General features: G+C 61.8%; 15 protein-coding genes. 13 read left to right on the forward strand and 2 right to left on the reverse strand.

Annotated features, from left to right (window positions below; all coding sequences use genetic code 11):
- The first annotated feature begins 162 nt into the window (after positions 1–162).
- From rmuC to J3U06_RS00720, 11 genes are all read left to right on the forward strand, one after another.
- Positions 163–1515, forward strand: a complete 1353-nt coding sequence (gene rmuC / locus J3U06_RS00670) for a DNA recombination protein RmuC (RefSeq protein ID WP_267431063.1) — start codon at positions 163–165, stop codon at positions 1513–1515.
- A 37-nt stretch (positions 1516–1552) separates the two neighbouring features.
- Entirely contained in the window at positions 1553–2230 is a 678-nt protein-coding gene (locus J3U06_RS00675; RefSeq protein ID WP_267444024.1) for an orotate phosphoribosyltransferase, read from the forward strand.
- Positions 2227–2952: a TrmH family RNA methyltransferase gene (locus J3U06_RS00680; RefSeq protein ID WP_220236417.1), complete on the forward strand. Its 726-nt coding sequence runs from the start codon at positions 2227–2229 to the stop codon at positions 2950–2952. The genes J3U06_RS00675 and J3U06_RS00680 overlap by 4 nt, the downstream gene beginning before the upstream one ends.
- Positions 2949–3875, forward strand: coding sequence for an ATP-binding cassette domain-containing protein (locus J3U06_RS00685; RefSeq protein ID WP_267444025.1), 927 nt, complete (start codon positions 2949–2951; stop codon positions 3873–3875). The genes J3U06_RS00680 and J3U06_RS00685 overlap by 4 nt, the downstream gene beginning before the upstream one ends.
- Complete coding sequence (locus tag J3U06_RS00690) at positions 3872–4861, forward strand: ABC transporter permease subunit (RefSeq protein WP_267444026.1); 990 nt, start codon at positions 3872–3874, stop codon at positions 4859–4861. Before J3U06_RS00685 ends, J3U06_RS00690 begins: the two co-directional genes overlap by 4 nt.
- 43 nt (positions 4862–4904) lie before the next feature.
- Positions 4905–5201, forward strand: a complete 297-nt coding sequence (gatC, locus tag J3U06_RS00695; protein ID WP_220236414.1) for an Asp-tRNA(Asn)/Glu-tRNA(Gln) amidotransferase subunit GatC — start codon at positions 4905–4907, stop codon at positions 5199–5201.
- Between the two features lie 4 nt (positions 5202–5205).
- Entirely contained in the window at positions 5206–6759 is a 1554-nt protein-coding gene (gene gatA, locus J3U06_RS00700; RefSeq protein WP_220236413.1) for an Asp-tRNA(Asn)/Glu-tRNA(Gln) amidotransferase subunit GatA, read from the forward strand.
- A 24-nt stretch (positions 6760–6783) separates the two neighbouring features.
- Positions 6784–8286, forward strand: coding sequence for an Asp-tRNA(Asn)/Glu-tRNA(Gln) amidotransferase subunit GatB (gatB, locus tag J3U06_RS00705; RefSeq protein ID WP_267444027.1), 1503 nt, complete (start codon positions 6784–6786; stop codon positions 8284–8286).
- A gap of 245 nt (positions 8287–8531) precedes the next feature.
- On the forward strand, positions 8532–9578 hold the full coding sequence (locus J3U06_RS00710) for a GNAT family N-acetyltransferase (RefSeq protein WP_267444434.1): 1047 nt from the start codon (positions 8532–8534) through the stop codon (positions 9576–9578).
- Positions 9575–9889 (forward strand): DUF2469 domain-containing protein, encoded by a 315-nt coding sequence (locus J3U06_RS00715; protein ID WP_015022511.1) that lies wholly within the window; start codon positions 9575–9577, stop codon positions 9887–9889. The genes J3U06_RS00710 and J3U06_RS00715 overlap by 4 nt, the downstream gene beginning before the upstream one ends.
- Positions 9890–10027: 138 nt before the next feature.
- Complete coding sequence (locus J3U06_RS00720; RefSeq protein WP_267431069.1) at positions 10028–11617, forward strand: NAD(P)/FAD-dependent oxidoreductase; 1590 nt, start codon at positions 10028–10030, stop codon at positions 11615–11617.
- Between the two features lie 59 nt (positions 11618–11676).
- On the opposite strand, the gene J3U06_RS00725 is transcribed toward J3U06_RS00720, so the two are convergent.
- Positions 11677–12339 carry a TetR/AcrR family transcriptional regulator gene (locus J3U06_RS00725; RefSeq protein WP_267399289.1) on the reverse strand — a complete coding sequence of 221 codons (663 nt, stop codon included), beginning with the start codon at positions 12337–12339 and terminating at the stop codon, positions 11677–11679.
- Between the two features lie 222 nt (positions 12340–12561).
- Between J3U06_RS00725 and rho the strand changes: the two genes are divergently transcribed.
- Together rho and J3U06_RS00735 are read left to right on the forward strand one after the other, a co-directional pair.
- Entirely contained in the window at positions 12562–14424 is a 1863-nt protein-coding gene (rho, locus tag J3U06_RS00730) for a transcription termination factor Rho (protein WP_416378898.1), read from the forward strand.
- A 438-nt stretch (positions 14425–14862) separates the two neighbouring features.
- Positions 14863–15219, forward strand: coding sequence for a chorismate mutase (locus J3U06_RS00735; protein WP_267444028.1), 357 nt, complete (start codon positions 14863–14865; stop codon positions 15217–15219).
- A 133-nt stretch (positions 15220–15352) separates the two neighbouring features.
- On the opposite strand, the gene J3U06_RS00740 is transcribed toward J3U06_RS00735, so the two are convergent.
- A complete protein-coding gene (locus J3U06_RS00740; RefSeq protein WP_267444029.1) occupies positions 15353–20677 on the reverse strand; it encodes an InlB B-repeat-containing protein in 5325 nt (1774 codons plus the stop codon).
- Positions 20678–20685 lie beyond the last annotated feature (8 nt).

The raw sequence follows: 20685 nt of genomic DNA on the forward strand, positions 1-20685 counted from the left end.
GATCTCCTTCGGTCTTGCTCCAACCCCTTAATATCTCCTATTGTGCCCTTCATCGCGGCCCGGCACAGGTCTTAAGGCTGATTCCTTGCGGAAAAAACGAATTCTCGAATTATCGCCGGCAACCTGGTTTTCGGGTCCAGTGCTTGAGATTAACTAGAACATATGTTCGATTCTACGTCATCAGTGGTCATGGTGGTGCTTCTCCTGCTGATCGGTATAGTCCTGGGGGGATTGGCAGGGTATGTGCTGGGTCGCACCCAGGGCCGGAGGGCCGTCGGCATGGGATCCGACGGCCAGGTGGATGAACTGCGCGCTCAGCTGGATCAGGCCCAGGAACAGCTCCATGGATCCGATGCGGCCCTGGTCGAGGCACGAACCAAGGTGGACGGTCTGAACCGCGAGCTCTCCTTTGTCAAGTCCCAGCTGGCCCAGGCCCAGCAGGCGGAGCAGATCAGAATCGAGCGGGAGCGCCGCCGCGCCCAGGCTCAGGAGGAGGAGAAGCGGCGCAGGCAGGCAGAGAGCATGGAGGAGGAGAGCAAGGTGCTCTCGGCTCTGGCCCCCGTGCAAAAGAATTTGGATGCCCTCCAGCATAAGGTGGCCCAGATCGAGGAGGGCCGCAAGCAGGAGATGGGCTCCTTGGGACAGCAGCTGAAGAGTCTGGGCGAGCAGCAGGGGAGACTGGACAAGGAGACCAGCTCCCTGGCTTCGGCCCTACGCAACAACAAGGTGCGCGGCGCATGGGGTGAGGCTCAGCTCAGGAATATCGTCGAGTCGGCGGGGCTCTTGGAGCATGTGGACTTCGACACCCAGGTGGTGGTCACCGCCTCGGATGGTCGCGTCCTGCGTCCCGACATGGTGGTTCACCTGCCCGGTGGCAAGACCATTCCTATCGATGCCAAGGCCCCCTATTCCGACTACCAGCGGGCCTGTGAGATCCCCGACACTGCTTCGGATGATGAGCTGCGCCGCCGGGACGAACTGCTCAAGGCGCATGCCCGGGCCCTGCGCGAGCACGTCAAGGCCCTGGCGGACAAGGAGTACTGGAACGCCTTCGAAACGGCCCCGGACTTCGTGGTGGCCTTCATCCCCAACGACTCCCTTCTGCAGGCCGCCCTGGAGGTGGACCCTACCCTGATGGATGACGCCTTTGCCCAAAAGGTGGCCCTGACCTCGCCGGTGACCCTCTGGGCTGTGCTCAAGTCGGTAGCCTATGCCTGGCAGCAGCAGAACCTGTCCGAGGACGCTCGCACCCTCTTCACGTTGACCCACGAGCTCTATGACCGCTTTGTGGTTCTGGGCGATCGGGCCAACAGACTGGGCCGTTCCATCACTGCCACGGTGACCGCCTACAACAAGTTCGCTTCCTCTTTGGAGTCGCGCGTTCTGGTCACAGCCCGCAAGCTGCAGCAGATGGATCCCTCCAAGGTCATCGACTCGGTCGACATGATCGATTCAGACAAGGGCAATATCAGGGAGCTGACCGCGCCGGAAGCTTTGCCTGACCAAGGGCGGTAAGTGCCGCTTAGGGGCCTCGGGCGCTAGTCTGATAAGCATGAACGAGGCAACGAAAAGACAAGAGGGTTCATCCTTTAGGCCCACTGGGTCGCCTGATTTGGTCGGGCGCGAATCCGACGCGGACCTGCCTGAGCCGGTCGATCAGCTGCGTGAACTCCTGGCCCAGGAGATTGGCGGGCGTCCCTTCACTGAGCTGAGCGGGGTCACTTTTCATCATCGTGGGGCTGAACTTGCCGGTCATGTTCTTCTGGACACCTTGGAGGATGCGGGTTATTCAGTCGACGACTTCGACGCGGTTGGGGCTCTGACAGCAGCTGCCGTGCCGCTGGCTGATGCCATGCTTCATGCCGCGGCCTCGCGCGGGCAGGATCTGGACGCCTTCGTTATGGATTTCGTCTACCCCTCCATCAAGGGCCCATCCATCGAAGGCAGGCGGGTTATCCTGCTGGATGCCTGGCTGGGCCGGAAATCCTACGTGCAGACCTCGTCACTGGTTACCTTGGGCAAGAACAACGAACTCAATCTTGACTGCGGGATCATCCAGCGTCAGGGTGCCAAGACGCTGGCTATCGCCTCGCTGGTGGGCGGCCGGACCGATGGCGGCATTCAGGTGGTCGATCCGGTGAACGGCTCCCGGCAGCGGCTGCCTTTCATCTGTGCCTATCAGGAGGATCAACTCGTCGGTGCGGCCGACGACTCTCCGGAGCGATCATGAGAGAACCGAATCCAGTGACCCGAGCGGCCATGGCCTCAGATGAGCCGGTTTTCCGGCAGGTGGGGGTCGGTCCCTGGCAGGAAGAGCATCCTGAGCAGCCCATGCCGATGGACCCGCGCTATGACCTCGAACTGCTGGAGCAGGGGGATCGTCGTAACGTCCTGGACCGGTACCGCTATTGGAAGGTCGAGGCCATTCGGGACGACCTGGATCGCCGAGGCCGTCATGATTTCGAGGTGGCTGTGGAAAATTGGACCCACGACTTCAATATCGGCTCCATGGTCCGAACCGCCAACGCCTTCGCTGCTCGCCGCGTCCATATAGTCGGTCCTCACAAATGGAATCGCAAGGGCTCATTGATGACCGAGCTCTACCAGCATGTGGTCCACGACCCCGACATAGCAACCATGACGGCCACCCTGCAAGAAGAGGCGGCCGGGCGGGGGGAGTCCGTGCCCCGTATGATCGCCATCGACAACGTTCCCGGGGCTGTCCCCATGGAGACCTATCACTTTCCCCGTCGCTGCCTGCTCATGTTCGGCGCTGAGGGTCCGGGGCTGTCCGAGAAGGCCTTGGAGCTGGCAGACGATGTGGTCTACATCTCCCAGTTCGGATCGGTGCGCTCCATCAACGCCGGGGCTGCAGCTGCCGTGGCCATGCACTCCTGGATCCGTCAGCATGCCAGGGTGGCAGATCAGTCAGACCAGGGGCCTCTGCCATGATTGTCGTCGACTCGCTGACCAAGCGCTTTGGCTCCCGCAAGGCACTGAACCGCGTCTCCTTCACGGCTAGGGACGGTCGGGTGACCGGATTTGTGGGGCCTAAAGGCGCTGGCAAGTCGACCACACTGCGCATTGCTCTGGGACTGGTTCGCCCTGACGCAGGCAAGGCCCTGTTCGATGGTCGGCCCTTCGTCCGGCTCTCATCGCCCATGCGGACAGCGGGAGCGGTACTGAATCCACGCAATGCCCACCCCGCTTGCAAGGCCAGGGACCACCTGCTGGCCCTGGCCGCGATCAGTGGTATTGATCACCGTCGGGTGGACCAGGTGCTTGAGATGGTCGGCCTGCAATCGGTCGCCGACAGGCCGACGGGGTCCCTTTCTCTGGGAATGAGTCAGCGGCTGGCTTTGGCCGCCGCCCTTCTGGGCGACCCGCACAACCTGGTTCTGGATGAGCTCCTTGACGGCCTGGCTTCGGAGGGAACCGAGCGGGTGAGGGAAATGTGGCGTGGCCTCGCCTCACAGGGCAGGGCAGTCCTCCTAAGCTCCCGTAAGATCAACGAAGTGGCTCAAATCGCCGACGATCTGGTCATCATCGCTAAGGGAAGGATCCTGGAGAGAACGACCGTGGCCCGGTTCATCGGTGAGCACTCCCGAGACTCCATATATGCGGTGACGCCTCAGCCCGACCAATTAAAGGCCGCCCTGGCCACGGCCGCCGGAATCAGCATCACCCGTCTGCCGCCGGATGAGAGCTGTCCGCCAGATGCCGCACGCTTCCGCATCCAGGGTGCGCCCCTGGCTTCGACAGCTTCGATTCTGGCCCAGGAGAGAGTAGTTCTCTACGATTTCCAGCCGGAGGAGGTTTCCTTGGAACAGGCCTACAAGGACATCATCCACGGCAGAAGGGATGCACGACCATGAGCGCCGGCAGCGGCCGTCGATTCCGCCGGAGTTTGCGAGAGGTACCCTCAGGGCCTGATAACGCAACTCCACGGCATGGCTCCGCTTTCACTCGGCTGCGTCGAACCTCGGGGCTGTCCTTCCTGGATTCACGTCGTCCATGCGGTCAGCTGACCTTTTTCGGGGCGGTTCGAGGGGAGCTGCGCAAGATGCTCTCCCTGCGATCGACCTGGGTCTTGCTTCTGATTGTCATGCTGTTGCAGCCGTTGAGCACCGGTCTGATGGCCTGCGGGACCCGGGCCATGGCTGGCCTGGGCTGGCAGACCGATCGCCTTCCGGCTCACCTGTTGCCTGCGTCCAGTGACGTCTTCTGGTCGGCCGTCGCTTTCGGCCTGTTTCCGGGCATGATCGTGGCGGGCATTCTGGGGATTCTGGTCCTTACGCGCGAGTTTTCCGACGCCACCATTGAGAGCACGCTGACGGCCAATCCTCGTCGGGGCATGGTCCTGACGGCCAAAGGTCTTGCCTTGGCCTTGTTGACATGGTTGGCGGCACAGGTGGGCCTGCTGCTCAGCTGGATCCTGGCGACCCTGCTTCTGCCAGGCAGATCGGGGGTCTTGCCCGCTTACAAGCCCGGGCTTGCTCTGATTGATTTGCTGGGCGGTCCGCTCATGCTGATCCTCTTTGCTTTGATGGGCCTGGGTCTGGGGGCCTTGAGCCGATCCAAGGTCGGCGGGATTGGCACGTTCCTAGGGCTGACTTTGGCCCTGCCACTGATTCTGGGCCTCATGCAGGGTTTGAACTCTCATGCCGGCTGGCTGCAGATCCCTTTCAGACTGACCCCAACCAGCCTGCTGAGTACTTTCCTTTGTGGTCTGGGACAGGCGGTGGAGGCTGGTCGCGGATGGTGGCCCACCTGGTGGCAGGCGGGCCTGATCATGATGGTCTGGACGGCCCTATGCTGTGCTCTGGGAACCCTGGTCTTTAGGCGCGCAGACATCGGTTGACCCTGCCTTCTGCGTGTCATAGAGCACCCATATGATAAGTGGTATGCCAACTTTTACACGTGAAGAGATCAAGCACTTGGGCGATTTGGCCCGGATTGCCTTGACCGATCAGGAGGCCGACCGCCTCAGGGGCGAACTCAACGTGATCGCCGATTCCATTACCAAGGTTCAGGAGGTGGCCGGCGACGACGTGCCCCCCACTGCCAATCCCATTCCTCTGGAGGCCTACCTGCGTCCCGATGAGGCTGAGGAACCGCTGACCCAGGAGGCTGCCCTTTCGGGGGCACCGGTCACCGAGTCGGGCATGTTCGTGGCCCCGCGCATTCTGGGTGAGGAGTGAGAAGATGAGCGCACAGGAAGAATTGGTCAAGCAATCCGCCTCCGACATGGCCGCGCAGCTGCGGTCGGGGCAGGTCTCCAGCCGTGAGCTGGTTCAGGCTCATCTGGACGTGATTGAAGCTGCCGAGCCCAGCATTGATGCGTTTCTGCAGGTCAATGCCGACCAGGCCCTGGAACAGGCTGATGCCTTCGATCAGCGCCTGGCCCATGAAGGCGACGAAGGGCTGCCGGAACTGGCTGGCGTTCCCATTGCCATCAAGGACATGATCGTCACCAAGGGCATTCCCACAACGGCCGCTTCCAAGATTCTCGAGGGATGGGTGCCGCCCTACGACGCTACCGTTATCAAGAAGCTCAAGGCCGCAGGGATGCCCATTCTGGGTAAGACCAACCTGGACGAGTTCGCCCAGGGATCCTCCACTGAGCACTCGGCCTTCAAGCCCACACATAATCCTTGGGATACCGAGCGGGTTCCGGGCGGCTCGGGCGGCGGCTCGGCCTCGGCTGTCGGCGCCTTCGAGGCTCCACTGGCCCTGGGCACCGACACCGGCGGGTCCATTCGCCAGCCCGGATCCCTGACCGGCACTGTGGGCGTCAAACCTACCTATGGCGGCGTCTCGCGGTTCGGGGCCATCGCTATGGCCTCATCCCTGGATCAGATCGGTCCAGTCTCCCGGTCAGTGCTGGATGCGGCCCTGCTGCAGGAGGTCATCGGTGGCTATGACCGCCGAGATTCCACCTCCATTCCCAAGCCGGTTCCCCCTCTGGCCCAGGCTGCTCGACAGGGCCAGAAGCGCGATCTGAAGGGCCTCAAGGTGGGTCTGGTCAAGGAGCTGGGCGGCGAGGGTTACCAGCTCGGCGTCGAGGCCCGCTTCAACGAGGCCGTCTCGCTGCTGGAGTCCATGGGCGCCGAGGTGGTCCAGGTCTCTTGCCCGCACTTCCCCTACGCGCTGGCCGCCTACTACATCATCATGCCCTCCGAGGTCTCCTCCAACCTGGCCCGTTACGATGGCATGCGCTACGGCCTGCGGGTCATGCCCTCTGAAGGCGTCCCCCAGACGGCTGCCAACATGATGGCTGCCACCCGGGAAGCCGGGTTCGGCGACGAGGTCAAGCGCAGGATCATCCTGGGCATCTACGCCCTGTCTGCCGGCTACTACGACGCCTGGTACGGCTCGGCACAGAAGGTCCGCACCCTGGTCATCCGCGACTTCGAGAAGGCTTTCGAACAGGCCGACGTGCTGGTATCGCCCACTTCGCCGACCACGGCCTTCCGTTTCGGTGAGAAGATGGACGACCCGCTGGCTATGTATCTGAACGATGTGGCCACCATTCCGGCCAACCTGGCCGGCACTCCGGCCATGTCGATTCCCGCCGGGCTCAGCGACGACGGGCTGCCTGTCGGCTTCCAGTTCTTTGCCCCCCAGATGCGCGACGAGGTCATGTACCGGCCTGCCGCCGCTCTTGAGGCGGCCCTGGAGGAGCAGTGGGGCGGGCCCATCTCCAAGAAGCTGTCCACTCCCTGGCTGGATGGCCTGGCTCAGGATTCGACCAAGTAGGCATCGGAAGGAAACGGAATCACAATGGCTGAAAAACTGATGAAGTACGCCGATGCCGTGGCCAAGTACGACCCGGTGTTCGGCCTGGAGGTCCATGTCGAGCTCTGCACCAACACCAAGCTCTTCTGCCCGGCCCATATCGAGTTCGGCGGCGAGCCCAACACCCAGCTGACCCCGGTCTCCCTGGGCCTGCCTGGCAGCCTGCCCGTGGTCAACAAGACCGCCATCGACTATGCGGTCAAGCTGGGCCTGGCCCTGCACTGCAAGGTCAACGAGTGGAGCCAGTTCGCCAGGAAGAACTACTTCTACCCGGACATGCCCCGCGACTATCAGATCTCCCAGTATGACAAGCCCCTGAACGGCGAGGGTTATCTGGACGTGGAGCTGGACGACGGCAGCATCTTCCGTGTGCCCATCGAGCGGGCCCATGTGGAGGACGATGCCGGCAAGAACACCCACGTGGGCGGGGCCGACGGCCGCATCGAGGGTGCCGACCACTCCCTGGTGGACTACAACCGTGCCGGCGTTCCCCTGGTCGAGATTGTGACCAAGCCTATCGAAGGTGCCGGGGCGCGTACTCCCGAGGTGGCCGGGGCCTATGTCCGGGCCATCAGAGACATCGTCCGGGCCTTGGGCATCTCCCACGCTCGTATGGAGCAGGGCAACATGCGCGCCGATGTCAACGTCTCCCTGCATGCCGGGCCGGATGCCTCTCTGGGAACCCGGTCGGAGACCAAGAATGTCAACACCTTCAAGGGCATCGAGAAGACGCTGACCTACGAGATTCGCCGTCAGGCCGCCCTGCTGGAGTCCGGTGGGGAGGTGCTGCAGGAGACCCGCCACTGGGATGAGTCCACGCAGACCACTGCCGGCGGCCGGGTCAAGACCGATGCCAACGATTACCGCTACTTCCCCGACCCTGATCTGGTCATGGTCCATGTGACCAAGGACCATATCGAGGAGCTCAAGGCCCAGATGCCTGAGATGCCGCGCGAACGTCGCGCCCGCCTCAAGAAGGATTGGGACTTCACCGACCGTCAGATGCAGGACGCAGTCAACGCCGATGCCGTGGATCTGATCGAGGACACGGTCAAGGCCGGCGCCACGGCTGCCGGAGCCCGCAAGTGGTGGCTGGGCGAGATTTCCCGCGAGGCCAACGCCCGCGGGGTCAGCCTGCAGGAGCTGCCCATCTCGGCTCAGGATGTCGCTGATGTGGAGCAGCTGATTGCTGACGGCAAGCTCAACGACAAGCTGGCCAAGCAGACCGTCTCCGGCGTGTTGGCTGGCGAGGGCAAGCCCGCCGAGGTCGTCAAGAAGCATGGTTATCAGGTGGTTTCGGACGACGGGGCCCTGGACGCAGCCGTCGATCAGGCCCTCAAGGACAACCCGGACATCGTGGCCAAGCTCAAGGGCGGCAATATGAAGCCCATGGGCGCTATTATCGGAGCGGTCATGCGGGCCACCAAAGGTCAGGCCGATGCCAAGGCAGTCAGCAAGATCGTCATGGAGCGCATCGCTAAGTCCTGATCAGGCCCGGTCCGCCGACCTGATTCCATCGGGTTCAGACCGGCGGACCTGCCCGGCTTCTCATGGTTTTCTCAGGGGCGAGGGATTACAATTGATTGCCATCGCAAGGTGGCGATCATGGAGGTGACGTGATGTCTATGAGCGGCAGGGGCAATGACCGACCGCAAACGCAAACCGAGGGACCTGATGATATAGGGAGCAGACAGCTACCCGACCGGATCGAGATCCCCTACATTCGGGGCGAGATGTTGCACCTGCGGCCGGCTGTCATCGCCGATTTGACGGCAATGGACCAACTGGAGGCCTTCTACAATTCCACCGGCATTACCGGTAAGGGGCCAAGTGCCGAGCGAGCCGTGGTCAACGCCTGGGTACGTAGGTCAGTAGCCTGGTCCAAGGGTCTGGCTGCCCGTGATTCGGGTGTGGGAGATCCTGAGTCCCGCCGCACCCTGGCCTGGGCCATGGTCACTGATGCGGACACCGACCAGGATGGCTCGCCAGATGCCGATGCCACCAAGGGAGTCATCGGCATGATCTTCCTGATCGACGTGGATGGCTGGTCACGCTCAGCCAGGATCCAGGTGGTCCTGGGCAGGCACTTTCGCGGGCGCGGTTACTCCCGGGATGCCATGCCCAGAATCATGACCTACGGGTACGCGGCTGCTCCTATGGGTCTGGGCCTGCATCGGATCTGGGTGGCTGTGCCAGAGAAAAACACGCGCTCCATCTCCGTCTACCAGTCCCTGGGATTCATGATCTCGGGCACCTCCCGTGATGCCCTCTGGGACGCCGAGAACGGCAAGTATCAGGATCAGATCGTCATGGATGCCCTGGTCGACGAATATGATCCCATCCGTTCTTTGAATGCTTTCGGCATGCATGTCATCCGTGAAAATCCTGGCGTGGCCGAAGCCCTTGTTGCACATGGATACGCTGCGGATGAGGATGGCGGCATAAGCGGGTCCGAGGAGTCTACTCCGGCAGCTCAGGATTCGCAGGTATCAGGTGACCGGACCCACCTGACCCCGAAGAGTGGCCCGCATTCAGAACAATCTGCCCAAGGCCATGCAGAACCCGATAGCAGGAATGATGACAAGGAGGTTCCCGGTCGGAAGGGCGCTGAGGATGCGGGGAAGGAGTCCGATTCCGACGAATCCGTTGCCGATCAGTCCGACGAGGAGCACACGGCCTCGGACTGGGCCTATGGGTCGGCTGAGACCAAGCGATCCAAACGCGCCTGGTGGCGTACGCTTGGCCATGGCCGTGATCGCGCGAATGGAGGCAGTCGATGAGTGCTGAGGATCTCGACAACTACGAGACCAACGCCGAACTCGCCTTGTATCGCGAGTATCGGGACGTGATCAAGCTGTTCACCTACGTGGTCGAGACCGAGCGGCGGTTCTACCTGGCCAACAAGGTGGACTTCAACGTCCGATCTGCTGGGCAGGACGTCTACTTTGACGTCCGGCTGACCGATGCCTGGGTCTGGGATGTTTACCGGTCCAGCCGATTCGTCAAGAACGTCCGCATCGTCACCTTCAAGGATGTCAATGTGGAGGAAGTGCAGAAGACAGACATCGATATTCCCGATTCGCTGGGCTAAACGACGCGCTAGGGCGAGCATCATCACGTTTGTTCCACGCAATGGCGGGAATTCGTGTGGGAAGTCCTTCGGAAGTCTCTGACTGGGGACGAGCCAGGTACAGTTGTGATGATTTCATACCGTTTTCAGGAGGTTGGCATGGAGCGCAAACAGTCCGTGATCGTCATCGGCGGAGGGCCCGCCGGCTTGACAGCGGCATGGGAACTGGTCAAGGACGGCGGCGACGAGCGCTATGACGTCACTGTGCTGGAGGCCACCAACGCCTTTGGCGGCATCTCCCGCACGGTTCGACACAACGGCAACCGCATGGACATCGGCGGCCATCGGTTCTTCTCCAAGGATGACCGGATTATGGACTGGTGGAAGGATGTCCTGCCTCTGCAGGGCGCACCCTCCTATGACGATAAAAAACTTGGCCGCCACCACGACCTGGAGCCCGGCGGCCCCGACCCGGAGAAGACCGACCGGGTCATGCTCAAGCGTCACCGAGTCTCCAGGATTTATTGGAACCACCACTTCTTCGACTATCCCATCTCCTTGTCCGCAAACACCCTCAAGGCCATGGGTTTCAAGCTGACCATGCAGGCCGGATTCAGCTACCTGAAGTCCGTCGTCCACAAGCTGCCAGAGGACAACCTGGAGAACTTCTATATCAACCGGTTCGGTCGCAAGCTTTACTCCATGTTCTTCGAGGGCTACACCGAAAAGCTTTGGGGCCGCCACCCCCGCGAGATCAGCGCCGACTGGGGTGCCCAGCGGGTCAAAGGGCTCAGCATCATGGGCGTGCTCAAGAACGCCTTCCAAAAGCTGCTGCCCAAGAAGCGCGATGCCCACCAGGTCGAGACCAGCCTGATCGAGGAGTTCTGGTACCCCAAGCTGGGTCCAGGGCAACTCTGGGAAACCGTGGAGCGTCGCAATGTGGAGCATGGAGTCCACGTGATCACCGATGCACGTGTGATAGGACTGACTCAGCAAGACGGCCACATGACTGGTGTGATCTATCGCAATGCTGATGGCAAGGAGGTGACCCTGCAGGCTGACCAGATCATCTCCTCCATGCCCATCAAGGACCTGGTGGAGGCCATTGCCCACGAGGAGCCGTCCACCGACAAGGAGATGGTCAGAGTGGCTCAGGGCCTGCCCTACCGCGACTTCGTGACCGTTGGCCTGCTGGTCCGTCACCTGCGCATCCGCAACACCACCTCCATCAAGACCCTGGGCGACCCGCCCATCGTTCCCGACTGCTGGATCTACGTGCAGGATCCCGGCTACAAGATGGGCCGCATCCAGATCTTCAACAACTGGAGTCCCTACATGGTCAAGAATGTGGACGGCACTGTCTGGATCGGCCTGGAGTACTTCTGCAAGGAGGGTGATGACTTCTGGAGCATGAGCGATCAGGAGACCACTGACTTCGCCGTCAAGGAGCTGACGCGAATGGGCATCATCAACGGATCCGCCGACGTGCTGGACTCGCACCGGGAGAGGGTTTTCAAGGCCTACCCGGCCTACTTCGACACCTACGCCCAGATGCCGGAGCTGGTCAAGTGGCTGGATTCCTTTGGCAACCTTTACTGCGTGGGCCGCAACGGGCAGCACCACTACAACAACCAGGACCACTCCATGGCCACATCCATGGAGGCCGTGGCCAACATCAGATCGGGGCGTGCCGACAAGACCAACGTCTGGAACGTCAACACCGAGAAGTCCTACCACGAGGAGAAGTAGGCAGACTTCGGCCTTCGTTTCCTTTAAGCCTCCGACCGTATGGTTGGGGGCTTTGTCATTTACGACAGGGCAATGGCGGGTGCCTTCAGGGGCAGGCCCAGCAGCTGCGAGAAGAAGGCCACGCTCTCGCGGACACGTTGGCGGACCACCTCTCTGATGTGCGGGTGACCTGCCGCCCTTCTGCCATTGCTGACGATGGACGATAGCCCGTCGGCCATCAGCCAGGCCACACTGCGGGTGCCGGCTGTTTGGATCAGCTGGGTCTGCGGCAGGCCCCCCTGATCCAGCCAGCGGTCCAGGGCCTTGGTCAAGGGGTCGATGATTTGCCTGACGAAGCCCTCCATCACATTGCTGTTGGTACTCAGGTAGTTGTACCAGTTGGCTTTGTCCGCGAAGATGACATCCATCTTCCAGATGGCCCTTATCAGATGCGGGCAAATGTCGTCCAGCGCCTCTTGAACGCTCAAGTCTGGGTCCTGCAGAATGTCGACTACATGGTCCACGTAGGAGGCCAGGTAGGTGCGTGCGCAGGCATCTACCAGGTCGTCCTTGGATTTGAAGTAGTAATAAAAAACGCTCATGCCCACGCCCTTGCCGTGGTTCATGGCGCGGATTACGTCGCGCAGGGAGGTGTTTGCAGCGCCTTTCCGGTCGAAGACCCGCATGGCGGTGGTTACGAATTCGCTCCGCCGTTGCTCACGCAGAGATGATCGGTTATTCATATGCTCAGTCTAGAGGCTTACCCATGAATTTCTGGACACGCGGGCCGATTCTTGCGCCGGTCGGCCGCACGTTGTAGGCTTATGGAAGTTCGATAAGCCGAGTCGGCATCGAATTTTCATGAGCGGTACCCCCGCACTATTCTCAAGCTATTTGCCTAGCCTAATTAGGCATAGCGAAGGAAAGGCATTACAACAGTGGCAACAAGCCAAGATATTCATTCCATGAAGCTGCCCGAACTCAAGGAATTGGCCAGGCAGCTGGGGTTGCGCGGTATTTCCGGCATGCGCAAGCCGGTCCTGATCGAGACGATCGAGGCGGCACGCTCGGGCGGCAAGGCCCCTGAGGGAGTAACCGTTGGTAAGCCCAAGGCTGCGGCCGCCGTGGCTAAGGGGGGCCAGGCAGCTGATCAGCAGCAGCCGACAGGGCAGGAGGCAAAGCCCGCCGCAGAAGGCGGACAGGAGATCACCGATACCAGGGAATCCGAGGAATCCAAGGACGGTCGTCCTGTCGGAGACCTCTTCGATGTTTTGGGCATTGACGATCATAAGAGCGGCCATAATAGCGAGCACCGGAACCGATTCCCCCATACCGTGGCCGATGAGGAGAACGTGGTCATATCCCGTCGCCGTCACCGCAACACGGATTCATCTCGAGGCTCTCACACCAACCGCAGCCGGAGCGAGCGTGAGCATGGCGAGGAGCGCGAAGGCTCCGGCTCAGTGCGCAATTTGGACGACATTCTGGCAGCTCTGCCCTCACGGAATGACCGCCCTCGTCGGCGCAGCTACGAGGATCGCGGCGAGGAAGGGCATGACTACCGTCACAACGGCTATGATCGCCGGAACCGGGGCGATCGCAACGACCGCAACGACCGTCGCAACCGCAACAACCATCGCAGCAGCGGCCGGGATCGTGACTATGAGCCCAGGGAGAACTTCAAGCCCGAGGACCTGGTCCCCGTGGCGGGCATTGTGGATGTGCTGGACTCCTACGCCTTCGTGCGCACATCCGGCTACCTGCCCGGCCCAAACGACGTCTACATCTCCATGGGCCAGGTCAAGAAGTACGGCCTGCGCAAGGGCGATGCCGTGCATGGCTCCATCCGTCCCCCCCGCGAGGGTGAGCATCGCAACCAACGGCAGAAGTTCGTTCCTCTGCAGGCCATCGACTCCATCAACGGCATGAGCGTGGAGGACGCTGCAGGGCGCCCTCACTTCAACAAGCTGACCCCCCTCTACCCGCAGGAGCGCATGCGGATGGAGACCCAGCCCAAGAACATCACCGGTCGTCTGATCGACATCGTCGCCCCTATCGGCAAGGGCCAGCGCGGCCTGATAGTTTCGCCTCCCAAGGCTGGCAAGACCCTGACCCTGCAGTCCATCGCCAACTCCATCACCGCCAACAACCCAGAGGTGCACCTGATGGTGGTCCTGGTGGACGAGCGGCCCGAGGAGGTCACTGACATGGAACGCACGGTTCAGGGCGAGGTCATCTCCTCCACCTTCGACCGCCCCGCCAGCGATCACACCACCGTGGCCGAGCTGGCCATCGAACGGGCCAAACGGCTGGTGGAGCTGGGGCAGGATGTGGTGGTCCTTCTGGATTCCATGACCCGCCTGGCCCGCGCCTACAACATCTCGGCCCCCGCCTCCGGCCGCATCCTCTCCGGCGGCGTGGACGCGCAGGCCCTCTATCCGCCCAAGCGCTTCTTCGGCGCCGCCCGCAACATCGAGAACGGCGGCTCCTTGACCATCATCTCTTCGGCCCTGGTGGAGACCGGATCCAAGATGGACGAGGTCATCTTCGAGGAGTTCAAGGGCACAGGCAACATGGAGCTTAGGCTGACCCGGGATCTGGCTGACAAGCGCATGTTCCCCGCCATCGACATCAATGCCTCCGGCACCCGGCGCGAAGAGCTGATCACCGCGCCCGAGGAACTGGCTGTGGTCTACCGGCTGCGTCGTCTCCTGGGTGGCATGGAGACCGAGCAGGCCTACCAGACTCTGGTGCCCAGACTGAAGAAGACCGCCACCAACCGAGACTTCCTGGCAGCCATCAACCAGTCCATGCTGGCTCAGAAGTGACTCGGGCCTGATGACTGATTCGCCCGCTGGGCCCCATCCGCGACTCATTTCGCGGATGGGGCCCAGCGTATATGCAGTGATGCAAGGCAATGGTACCTTTCAACGGTTTGGCCCATTCGGATTCTGTCTGCTGTGATTTTCGGCTTTTTGTCTGACGGCCTTAGCTGGAGTGGGCTCATGGATTGCGGTTGCAGTTCGACCGGTTGATCCTGCAGGCGATCAGGCTGCGACAAAGACTGACAAGCGCCGTGAGGCGGCGGGTGCGGCCATCTTCATATGTTAAGGAATTCCTCTGCCGCGCATTCGGCACCTGCATCGGTGGGCGTGCGCGGATGAGCATCCCCCTGGAGCCTGTGTGATCCGCATGCCGAGTCAAGGCCGGTCTCCGAAAGGAGGAGCGGCTGGGTCGTCTGAAGCGTTTGATTAGACTGGTGACCTATGAGCGAAGCGAATGTGGAAACGGTGATCGATGATCAGGCGCAGAAGGGGGGAGCCAAGGCCGAAGCCGCCCGCCAGGTGGCAGAGCTGCGTGCTGATGTGGACACTATCGATGCTGCCATTATTGCCATGCTGGCTGAACGGTCCAGAGTGACGCGTCGCATTGGGCTTCTTAAAGCCCGAGCGGGGTTCGCTTCGGCGGATCTGCATCGTGAGGCCGCCCAGGTGGCGGTCTTGCGAGGCAAGGCTGATGATTACGGACTGGACCCGGATCTGGCCGAGGCCTATCTTCATCTGGTGGCCGATGCCGCCAAGCGGTGTCACGAACGGCTGGCCGGCCAAGTTGGTCCACGCTGAAAGAGCCCATCATGCGATGATGGCTGTGGACATGGGCGAGCTCCTGTGCCCTCGGCCACAGTACCGAGAGCAAGACAGGTTCGTCTTACCAGCAAGTGCCAGGAGACCCCCCCCCCTCAGGGACCTGCTCTTGTCAAATGCCAGCCGTGGTCGGACCCGCGGCTTCCTGATGCTGCTGCCTTGCCGCCAGGACTGTTGCCGTCACGAATAGTCCGACAAACAGTATGACGAGCAGACCCCGGCTGCCGGTCAGCGGCAAAATATCCCTATAAGTGAAGGTCAGCCTCTCGGTCTCCGGACTGCCCTGGCCTATGTTCCAGGTGATGTTGACCGTTGTCGTGCCTGCCTTGAATGCCGGTGCGTAGAAGGTCCAGACATTTCTGGACTCCCATGTGTCCGCTCCGCCGTTCCGCTTCAGCTCGAGAACCTTTGTGGTATGCGGATCCGTTCCTACCGTGACTGCACTGACTGTGAACTGGGGCGGGCAAACCAGCGTGGCCGCTTTGATGCTGGCTGCGTCGGAACCGATGCCCAGCTGTTCGCCGTTGTTGTCTCCCCAGGCGTAGGCCTTGCCGTCTGAGTTGATGACCAGGGCCTGTCGTTCGCCTGCGCTGATCCGAGTGGTGTTGCTGTCTGCGTTCGCCACTTGAGCAGGGATTCTGCTGATCGGCCCCGCGATGGAGACATTGCCCAGGGCGTTCTGACCGTTGTTTCCCCAGCTGTAGATCCGTCCTCCGCCGTCGATCCCCAGGCAGAACCATCCTCCTGCGCTGACCTGGATGGGGCTGAAACCATCGCTGCTTCCGTCGGGGTCGGCCACCAAGGTCGGCACGGCGGCATCGTTGGTGTCTCCTGTGCCGAGGCGGCCGTCTGTATTTGCGCCCCAGGCGTAGGCCTTGCCGTCTCTGCCAATGGCCAGCGAGTGGGAGCCTCCTGCGCTGACTTGGGTGGCGAAGAAGCCTGCTGACCCGTCCCCGTATTCCAGGGGTGAGGACACGGTTGTGGGAGCAGCCTTTGACGCCTGCGCACTGTTGCCCAGCCTGCCGCTATTGCCGTATCCCCAGGCGTAGACTTGTCCGCTCATGTCGATGGCCAGGGAGTGCTGGTATCCTGCACTGATCTGTCTGGCGTGAAAGCCGCTGGCGCCATCGCCTACATTCACCGATACGGGGGATGGGGCATTCCCTGTCGTCTTGCCGTCGCCCACCTGACCGCCGTTGCTCCTGTCACCCCAGGCGTAGACCTGATGATTCTTTCCAATGGCCAAGGAATGGTATCCCCCCGCGCTTACCTGGGTGTAGGTGAAATCCTCGTCGGCATTGGCTGGTTTCCTCACTAGGACGGGCACCTTGCTGCTGTCTGTGGTGCCGTTGCCGAGCTGTCCATTGCTGTTGCTCCCCCAGGCGTAGGCGTTCCCGTCGCTGCCGACGGCCAGAGAATGGTTCTTGCCCGTGCTGACCTGGGCGAAGCGGATGCCGCGCTGCGGAGGTGGAGTGATGCTGACCTGGTATCCGCCAGTGGACGGGTTGCCGGCCGGGTCGACAGTCATCCGGGCTGAATGTGTCCAGTGTGCGACCAGGGTCAGCGGGCTGGTGACCGGCTTGCTGAAGTCGTAGGCCACCCTGGAGCTGCCATCGGCGTCTTTGACGAACCAGCCGTCGAACTGGAAGCCTGCCTTGGCCAGGGTTTGCCGAGGCACCAATTCTCCTTCCTTGATGTTCTTGCTTGTCCATGCCGCTCCGGTGCCTCCGGCTGGCTCGAGCGCAATGAGCTTATCGACCGGATCGAAGGTGTAGCTGAATCGTTGTGTCTGCTTTGAGCCCCCGGAATCCCCGGCGATGTTCCAGGTGATGGTGAAGCTGGTGGGGCCGTACGGGTAGGCGGGCGTGGTAAAAGTCCAGTCCTGATTGTCATTCCAAGTGTCTCTGCCTCTCTGGGCCAGCTCCTTGGCCGGCCGGGCACCGCTTGCCATGTTGCCGAAGACGACCTTGGTGAGGGTGATTTGCGGCGGTTGCGTGGTGCCGGGCCGTGTGGAGGATGAGTCTCGTCCGAGCTGGTTGTAGTAGCTGTATCCCCAGGTGTAGAGCAATCCGTCGGACCCAATGGCTGTCTGGTGATGGCTGGAGGTGGATACGGAGCTGGCTTTCACAGACTGAGCCAAGACAATGGCAGTCGGGCTGATCTGCCATGCTGCTTCTTGGCTTGAGCCGTTGCCCAGCTGACCGTAGGCCTTTTTGCCCCAGGTATAGATCCTTCCGCTGTCATCTATAGCCTCGGATCCATCGTCGCCGGCGCTGATGGCGGTGATGTTGACAGCGTCGCTGCCGAAGCTGACTTCGACAGATCCCTTCACGCTTTCATTGGTATCTGCAGAGTGGCCGATTGCGGTGCCGGAACCCCAGCCGTAGACATCATGGTCGGTATCCAGTGCCAGCACATGCTGGTAGCCAGCGCTGATGGCTATATAGAACCGGTCGTCATGCTGTCCTGTGGCCAGGTCTCGGACACGTGCCGGCGTTGGGCTGTCATTGATGGTGCCGTCGCCGAGCTGTCCCCTGCTGTTTTCGCCCCAGGACCAGGCATGGCCCTGACTGTCCAGCGCTGTGCTGGTGGTGAAGCCTGCGCTGATGGCGGTGATGCCGGACAGCGACGTTACCTTGGCGGGCGAGGGGTGACTGTCGTTGTCCGAACTGCCGTTGCCGAGCTGTCCCCGTTGGTTGTCACCCCATGTGTAGACCGTTCCGTCCTTGGACAGGGCCATGGCGTAGGTTCGTCCTGCGCTGATGGCGGTGATTTCGGCATCGCCCGTCTTTGCCCTTGTCGGTTCGGTGGAATAATCCTCGGCGGAGCCGTTGCCGAGCTGCCCCTTGCCGTTGCTGCCCCAAGTGTAGACCGTGCCGTCTGAGGCCAGGGCCATGGAGTAGGCATCACCTGCACTGACGGCTGTGAAGGTCTTTCCTTTTACGGCATCATTATCGGTGATCCGCACTGGTGTTGCCGCCGTGCCAGTGTCCTTGCCGTTGCCCAGGGTTCCGCTGGCCTGGCTTCCCCAGGCATACACGTGCCCGTCAGAGCCCACGGCCAGGGTGTGGTAGCGGCCTGTGCTGACCTGCGCGAACCGTACCCCCTTGGGTTTTGGGGGAGTCAGGGTGATTGTAGAGCCCCCGGTGTCATCGCCGTGGAGGGCGTCCGCTGTTTTCCATTCGGCATTCGACGATGACCAATGGGCTTTCAGGTTCAGTGGTCTGGTGACCGGCTTGCTGAAGTCGTAGGCCACCCTGGAGCTGCCATCGGCGTCTTCGACGAACCAGCCGTCGAAGACGCAGCCTGACTTGGTCACGGTGGGGGGCGAAGCAAGCTGGCCTGCAGTTACGGATTGATTGGAGGTCTGTGAGCCTCCGTCCGAATCAAAGACGATCTTCTGCGCAGTGGGTGTGAAAGTATAGTCGGCGATGACTTGCCCCTGCTGTTTTGCGCCTCCGATGGTCCATTGTCCATCATTGATTTTGATCTTGGTGGTTCCGTAAGTGTGGTGAGGGGTGGTGACCGTCCATTGGCCATTCGCGCTCCATGTGTCGTCCGAGGCTCGGCTGATCGGGGTGCTGCTGTCGGTCTTGGCTACATCGGTTTTGCCGAAGCTCAGCTTGGACAGGTCTATCTGAGGGGGGCTGACCAGTGTAGGTTTGGTCTGCGGGCCGGACGCAGGCCCATTGTCGCCTTCTCCAAGTTTGCCGTTCCTTGCCTCCCCCCAGCTGTAGGGGAGTCCGTTGGAGCCGATGGCCAGGCTGTGTCGGCAGACATCGAATGCAGCGACTGTGGCGCCCGTCAGGCTCACCTTGGTCATGGTTGATTTGGGGCTTGTCGTTCCGTCGCCCAGCTGACCGCTTGAATTGCTGCCGAGCATATACAGGCTGCCCGCAGAGTCGACCACCGCAGAGGAGAAATCGCCGGCGCTGACTGCGGTAGGTGCCGCTGTCCCCGCAGGCAGACTGATCTGGCTGGGGTGAAAGGCGTGAACGCTGTCGACATCGGTGTCGCTTCCCTTGGTCAGCGGATAGCCCCAGAAATACACCCCGCCCGCCTTGCTCAGCGCCAGGACATGCAGATACCCTGCATCGATGTCGGTATAGACAGTGTCATCCTCGGTTCCGCCCTGGTCTTTAAGAATGCGTGTGGGCGTGTAGACGCCGCTGGCTGCGTTGCCAGCTGTTCCGTTGGCCAGCTGGCCTCCCTGGTTGCGGCCCCAGGCATAGGCATGGCCCTGGCTGTCCAATGCCGTTTGGAAATCGTATCCGGCGCTGATGACTGCGAAGGTGATGCCGGATGGTGAATGGACCGCGGCGGGCGTGGGGTTGGCGTTGACGCCGGACATCCCATTGCCGAGCTGGCCGTATTCGTTGTCCCCCCAGGTGTAGATCGTGCCATCCGAGGCCAGAGCCATGGCATGCCAGTACCCGGCGCTGACGGCGGTGATTGTGGCCCTGAGGTTTGCCTTCACCGGTTCGGCGGAGTCCGTGGTGGAGCCATTGCCGAGTTCGCCGCGGCTGTTGTTGCCCCAGGTGTAGACCGTCCCGTCAGAGGCCAGGGCCATGGAGAATGTGGTTCCTGCGCTGACGGCTATGAAGGTCTTGCCTTGTATGGCTGCATTGTCAGTTATCCGCACCGGTGTGTCTGCATTGGTGAGGGTGCCGTTGCCGAGTTCGCCCTTGCTGTTGTCGCCCCAGGCGTAGATGTGGCCGTCTGAACCCACGGCAAGGGTGTGGTCGTGTCCGGCGCTGACCTGTGCGAATCTGACCCCTCGGGGCTTGGGCGGAGTCAGGGTGATTGCGGAGCCCCCTGTGTCTTCGCCGCTGGCGTCGGCTGTTGTCCACCGGCCATCTTTGATCGATGACCAGTGGGCTGTAAGCGACTGCGGGCCGGTGACCGGCTTGCCGAAGTCGTAGGCCACCTTGGAATCTTTCAGGAACCAGCCGTCGAAGAGGCAGCCCGACTTGGTGACGGAGGGAGGGGATGCCAGATGACCTGCGGTTACCGACTGGTTCAAGGCTGGTGAGCCGGGAGCCTGCGAGCCTCCGTCCGGATCGAAGGTGATGGCATACGATGATGAATCCATAGTTCGGGATGGCTTGTCTCCGCGCGGCCTGTCTTTGAACGATTCGTCCGTCCCTTTTCCGCTCAATGGTTGGAGGGCCTTGAGCGGGGAAGGATTGCCGCTGGCCAGCGGAGACGGCCAGGCTGTTGGGGTCAGGGCCCTTGCCTCCGCCGCCCTGCCTGGGCCCATGTTGCTGTATTGTCCGGGGGAGGGCGCTCCGTCCTCAGCCGTGCCGCTGCTCCCCGCGGTAGGCGCCGGCGCCATCTCGTCGGTGGATGCGTACGCCCCCGTTGACGCTCCGACCAGCGCCAGCCCAACCATAGCCGTCAATACCATCAGTCTGCGGATGCCATGATCTTTCCCCACTTGAATCT

Source organism: Bifidobacterium sp. B4142 (assembly GCF_026537325.1).
GTDB lineage: Bacteria > Actinomycetota > Actinomycetes > Actinomycetales > Bifidobacteriaceae > Bombiscardovia.